Here is a 4673-nt window from a genome sequence, read left to right as displayed (position 1 = left end):
GTCCACGGCCGCGCTCGTGGACGCGGCGCGCGGCGGGGACGCCGACGCGGTGCGAGCGGCGCTCGCGGGCGTCGCGCCGGGGTACCGGGCGGGGTAGGCGCTACCGTCCTGCGCGCCGGTGTGCGTCCAGGAAGGCGTCCCGGTCGATCCCGGCGAGCGTGCATGCGGTCCTCAGGGTCGCGCCCTTGATGTGACGGTGGTTCGGGATCGTGATGCCGGTCATCGATCCGTCAGGGAGCGTGCCCCGCAGCGAGATGTGGCTGCCGGTCCTCACGACCTCGAAGCCCAGGTGGCGCAGCGTTCCGATCACCCGCGCGCGGAGCGTCGCGCGGCCACGCGGTCACGGGGTCGTGACGGTGTCCTCGACCATGAACGCGTCCAGCGGTTCCGGTTCCTCGAGTACCTGCGCGCCGAACGTGTCGACGTGGAATCGCAACGCGGAGCGGGCGTCCGCGAGTGCGGCATCGGCGGACTCCCCCTGGCCGACTACTGCGCCACTCACCCCGAGCGGGAACGCGACGAAGCCGTCGGCGTGCTGTTCCGCCACGAATCTGACCTTGTGCAGCATCGCAGCGTCCATCTCCCGGCGACGGCGCGAGTATAGCACCGGCCCTTCCACCTCCCCCCGACGGACACGGTCGCACACGCGTCCAAACGGACTCGAACCGATCTCCGAACGGGCAGGTCCGAACCACCCCGCAGCGCCGCGTCTCGCCCGAACACCCGTTCGTCTGCCGCGTCTCGCGCGTGGGTCGTCCACAAGCGGCCGTTCGTCGCGTCATGCGAGCACCGCTCGTCGCAAGCCGCACCCATCATGTCGGGGTCTGGTGCTATGCTGGCCACGACATCTTGTGCATCACGCCCGCAACCGCAACTTCCCGGGGGAGAGTCGCGCATCGTGCCTGAAGACCGCATCAGGACCTCCGACGTCGAACACCTGCTCGATGCGTTCCGGGCGCTGCACACGCCCGACGAGGTCTACGCGTTCCTGCAGGACGTTGCCACTCCCAAGGAGATCCACGACCTCGCGCAGCGCCTCGCCGTAGCGCGCATGCTCGCCGCCGGCGCCCACTACACCGACATCCAGGAGGCGACCGGCGCGTCGGCCACCACGATCGCCCGCGTCAACCGCTCGCTCAACTACGGCGCCGACGGTTACCGCACCGCTCTCTCCCGCACGACCGGTCTTCCGGAGTAGCACGATGCCGTTCGTCCACCTGCACACCCATTCCGAGTATTCGCTGCTCGACGGCCACGCCAAGATCGACCGCCTCCTCGACCGCGCGCACGAGCTCGACATGCCCGCGCTCGCGCTCACGGACCACGGGGTCATGTTCGGCGCCGTCGAGTTCTACAAGGCCGCGACCAAGCCCGACGCCAAGCGCACGAGAGTCGACCGCGGCCCCATCAAGCCGATCGTCGGCTGCGAGATCTACTTCACGCCCGAGTCGCGCGCCAAGCGCGGCGTCAAGCCCGCGCTCTACCACCTGCTGCTGCTCGCCAAGAACGAGACCGGCTACCGCAACCTCATGCGCATGGTCTCGTCGGCGGGCACCGACGGCTTCTACTACAAGCCGCAGGTCGACGAGGCGCTGCTGCGCGAGCACTCGGAAGGGCTCATCGCCACCTCGGCGTGCATGAGCGGCGTCGTCAGCAAGTCCATCGAGATCGGCTCGCCGGAAGAGGCCCGCCGCTGGGCGGAGCTGTACGCGTCGATCTTCCCCGAGGGCGACTTCTACCTCGAGATCCAGCACCAAGGCATCACCACCGACAACGGCGTCCGCCAAGCGGAGATCACGGCCGCCATCGCCGACCTCGGGCGCGAGATGGGCCTGCCACTCGTGGCCACCAACGACATCCACTACGTTCAGCAGAGCGAGGCCATCGCGCAGGACATGCTCGTGTGCATCCAGACCGGCAAGGTGCTCGACTCCACGGAGCGGATGCGGTTCTCCTCGGACCAGTTCTTCATGAAGTCGGCCGAGGAGATGGCCGCCGCGTTGCCCGAGTACCCGGAAGCGCTGGTCGCCACGGTCGAGATCGCCGAGCGGTGCGAGTTGGAGCTCGAGTTCGACCGCATCATCCTGCCGGTGTTCGAGGTGCCGAAAGGCAAGAGCGAGGACGAGCACCTGCGCGAGGAGTGCCTCGCCGGCTTGCGCGAGCGCTACGGCGACCCGCTGCCGCCCGAGGTGCTCGAGCGGCTCGACACCGAACTCGCCGTCATAGCCGAGAAGGGGCTGGCCGCCTACTTCCTCATCGTCGCGGAGTTCGTGGGGTGGGCCAAGGAGCACGGCATCGGTGTCGGGCCGGGCCGCGGCTCGGCCGCCGGCTCGATCATCAGCTACTCGCTCGGCATCACCGACCTCGACCCGCTCGAGAACGGCCTGCTGTTCGAGCGCTTCCTCAACCCCGAGCGCACCGAGATGCCCGACATCGACATCGACTTCGACGACGAGCGCCGCGGCGACGTCATCGACCACGTCCGCGAGATCTACGGCGACGACCGCGTCGCGCAGGTCGTGACGTTCTCGACGATGAAGGCGCGCGCGGCGGTGCGTGACGCCGGGCGCGTGCTCGGCTACCCGTTCGGCGTGCCCGACAAGGTCGCCAAGCAGATCCAGGAGGGCCCCGAGGCGACGATCGCGGGCTCACTGAAGGCCAACACGGAGCTGCGTGCCGAGTACGAGGCGGGCGGCGACACCACCCGCATCCTCGACGCGGCGCTTGCGCTGGAGGGCACGGTGCGCGGCGAGGGTGTCCATGCGGCCGCCGTCGTCATCTGCCGCGACCCGCTGTGCGAGTACACGCCGACCAAGTTCGACACCAAGGGCGGCGCGGTCATCACGCAGTACGAGGGCACGGTCGTGGCGGACCTCGGCCTGCTCAAGATGGACTTCCTCGGCCTGCGCACGCTCACCGTCATCGCCAAGGCCGCCGAGGCGGTGCGCGATGGCCTCGGCATCGAGCTCGACATGTCCAAGATCCCGATGGACGATGCGGACACGTTCGCGCTGCTACAGCGCGCCGACACCGACGGCGTCTTCCAGCTCGAGTCGACCGGCATGAAGCGCGTGCTGCGCGACCTGAAGCCGACCTGCTTCGCCGACATCGTCGCGGTGGTCGCGCTGTTCCGCCCGGGGCCGATGGACTCGATCCCGGACTTCGTGGCCCGCAAGCACGGGCGCGCGCAGATCAGCTACTACGACGACCGCCTGAAGCCGATCCTCGAGGAGACGTACGGCGCCATCGTCTACCAGGAGCAGGCGATGCGCATCGCCATGACGATGGGCGGCTTCTCGGCGGCCAAGGCCGACAAGCTGCGCAAGGGCATGGGCAAGAAGATCATGGAGATCGTCGACGCGCTCGAGCCCGAGTTCATGACGGGCGCCGCGGAGCGCGGGTATGACAAGCGGATCGCCGAGCGCGTCTGGGCCGACATGCGGAAGTTCGGCGAGTACGCGTTCAACAAGAGCCACGCGGCCGCCTACGCGAAGGTCTCGTACCAGACGGCGTACCTGAAGGCCCACTGGCCGCTGCACTACATGGCCGCGGTGCTCACGAGCTACACCGGCCGCACCGACGACATCGTGCGCTACATCGCGGCGTGCAAGCGCGCCGGCATCCAGGTCCTGTCGCCGGACGTGAACTCGTCGGGCAAGCACTTCACGGTGGTCGGCGATGCGATCCGGTTCGGCCTGGCGGGCATCCGCAACGTCGGCGAGGGCATGGTCGACGCGGTGGTCGCGGCGCGGCGTGACGGCGGGCCGTTCGCCTCGCTGCACGACTTCCTCGCGCGTGTGGACCTCGTCAACACGGCCATCAACAAGAAGACGGTCGAGGCGCTCATCAAGGCGGGCGCGTTCGACACCACCGGCTACACCCGGCGCCAGCTCATGGGCTTCCTCGACGAAGGCCTGCTCGAGGCCTCGGTCAACCGCCAGCGCGACGAGGCCAACGGCCAGGAATCGCTGTTCGGCGACGACGACGTCGACCACGGTTTCACCGAGCACGTGCCGGATCCGACGGGCGTCGAGTGGGACGAGCGCATGAAGCTGTCGTTCGAGAAGGACATGCTCGGCATCTACGTGTCGGGACATCCGCTCGCCGACATCGCGGAACTGATCGAGTCGGCGCGGTCGCTGTCGCTCGGCGACCAGGACTCGTTCCGCGACGGCACGAGCGGCTGGTTCGCCGGCATCGTCGCGTCGGTGGACAAGCGTTCGACGAAGCAAGGCCAGCTGATGGCGACCTTCGTGCTCGAGGACACGGACGCGTCGATGGAGGCCGTGCTCTTCCCGAACGTCTACGACAAGGTCCGCGACGACGTGGTCGTGGACGCGATCGTGCGGCTGAAGGCGAAGATCGAGGTCTCCGACCGCGGCCGCAAGCTCATCGTGCTCGAGGTCGAGCCGCTCGTGGACGGCGAGTTCGTGGCGCCGCCCAAGGTGCTCACCATCACGGCGAGCGCGGACGCGCTGTCCAACGGCACGAGCGCCAAGCTCAAGGCCATCCTCGAGCAGTACCCGGGCCGGGATGAGATCCGCGTGGTCGTGCAGGGTCCCGAGAAGGCGCGCACGCTGCGGATGCCGGAGGGCGTGGACGCGAGCGCCGCCGGGCTGCACGCCGCGATCAAGGCGCTGCTGGGGGCGGACGCCGTCCGCGAGGTGTAGGGG

4 protein-coding genes are annotated in these 4673 nt (G+C 68.9%); 2 read left to right on the top strand and 2 right to left on the bottom strand.

Annotation, left to right across the window (positions count from 1 at the left end):
- Positions 1–100 precede the first annotated feature (100 nt).
- Entirely contained in the window at positions 101–310 is a 210-nt protein-coding gene (locus tag FDZ70_06520; GenBank protein TLM76525.1) for a type II toxin-antitoxin system HicA family toxin, read from the bottom strand.
- Between the two features lie 30 nt (positions 311–340).
- Positions 341–565, bottom strand: a complete 225-nt coding sequence (locus tag FDZ70_06515; GenBank protein TLM76527.1) for a type II toxin-antitoxin system HicB family antitoxin — start codon at positions 563–565, stop codon at positions 341–343.
- A gap of 267 nt (positions 566–832) precedes the next feature.
- On the opposite strand from FDZ70_06515, the gene FDZ70_06510 reads away from it, so the two are divergent.
- The gene (locus tag FDZ70_06510; protein ID TLM76526.1) at positions 833–1198 is read left to right on the top strand and encodes a TrpR YerC/YecD; all 366 of its coding nucleotides are present in this window, start codon (positions 833–835) and stop codon (positions 1196–1198) included.
- Between the two features lie 4 nt (positions 1199–1202).
- Positions 1203–4670, top strand: a complete 3468-nt coding sequence (locus FDZ70_06505) for a DNA polymerase III subunit alpha (GenBank protein TLM76524.1) — start codon at positions 1203–1205, stop codon at positions 4668–4670.
- Positions 4671–4673 lie beyond the last annotated feature (3 nt).

This window comes from Actinomycetota bacterium (assembly GCA_005774595.1).
Classification (GTDB): domain Bacteria; phylum Actinomycetota; class Coriobacteriia; order Anaerosomatales; family D1FN1-002; genus D1FN1-002.
The sequence above is the reverse complement of the archived record's forward strand: the minus strand, read 5'-3'. Positions and strand labels throughout refer to the sequence as shown.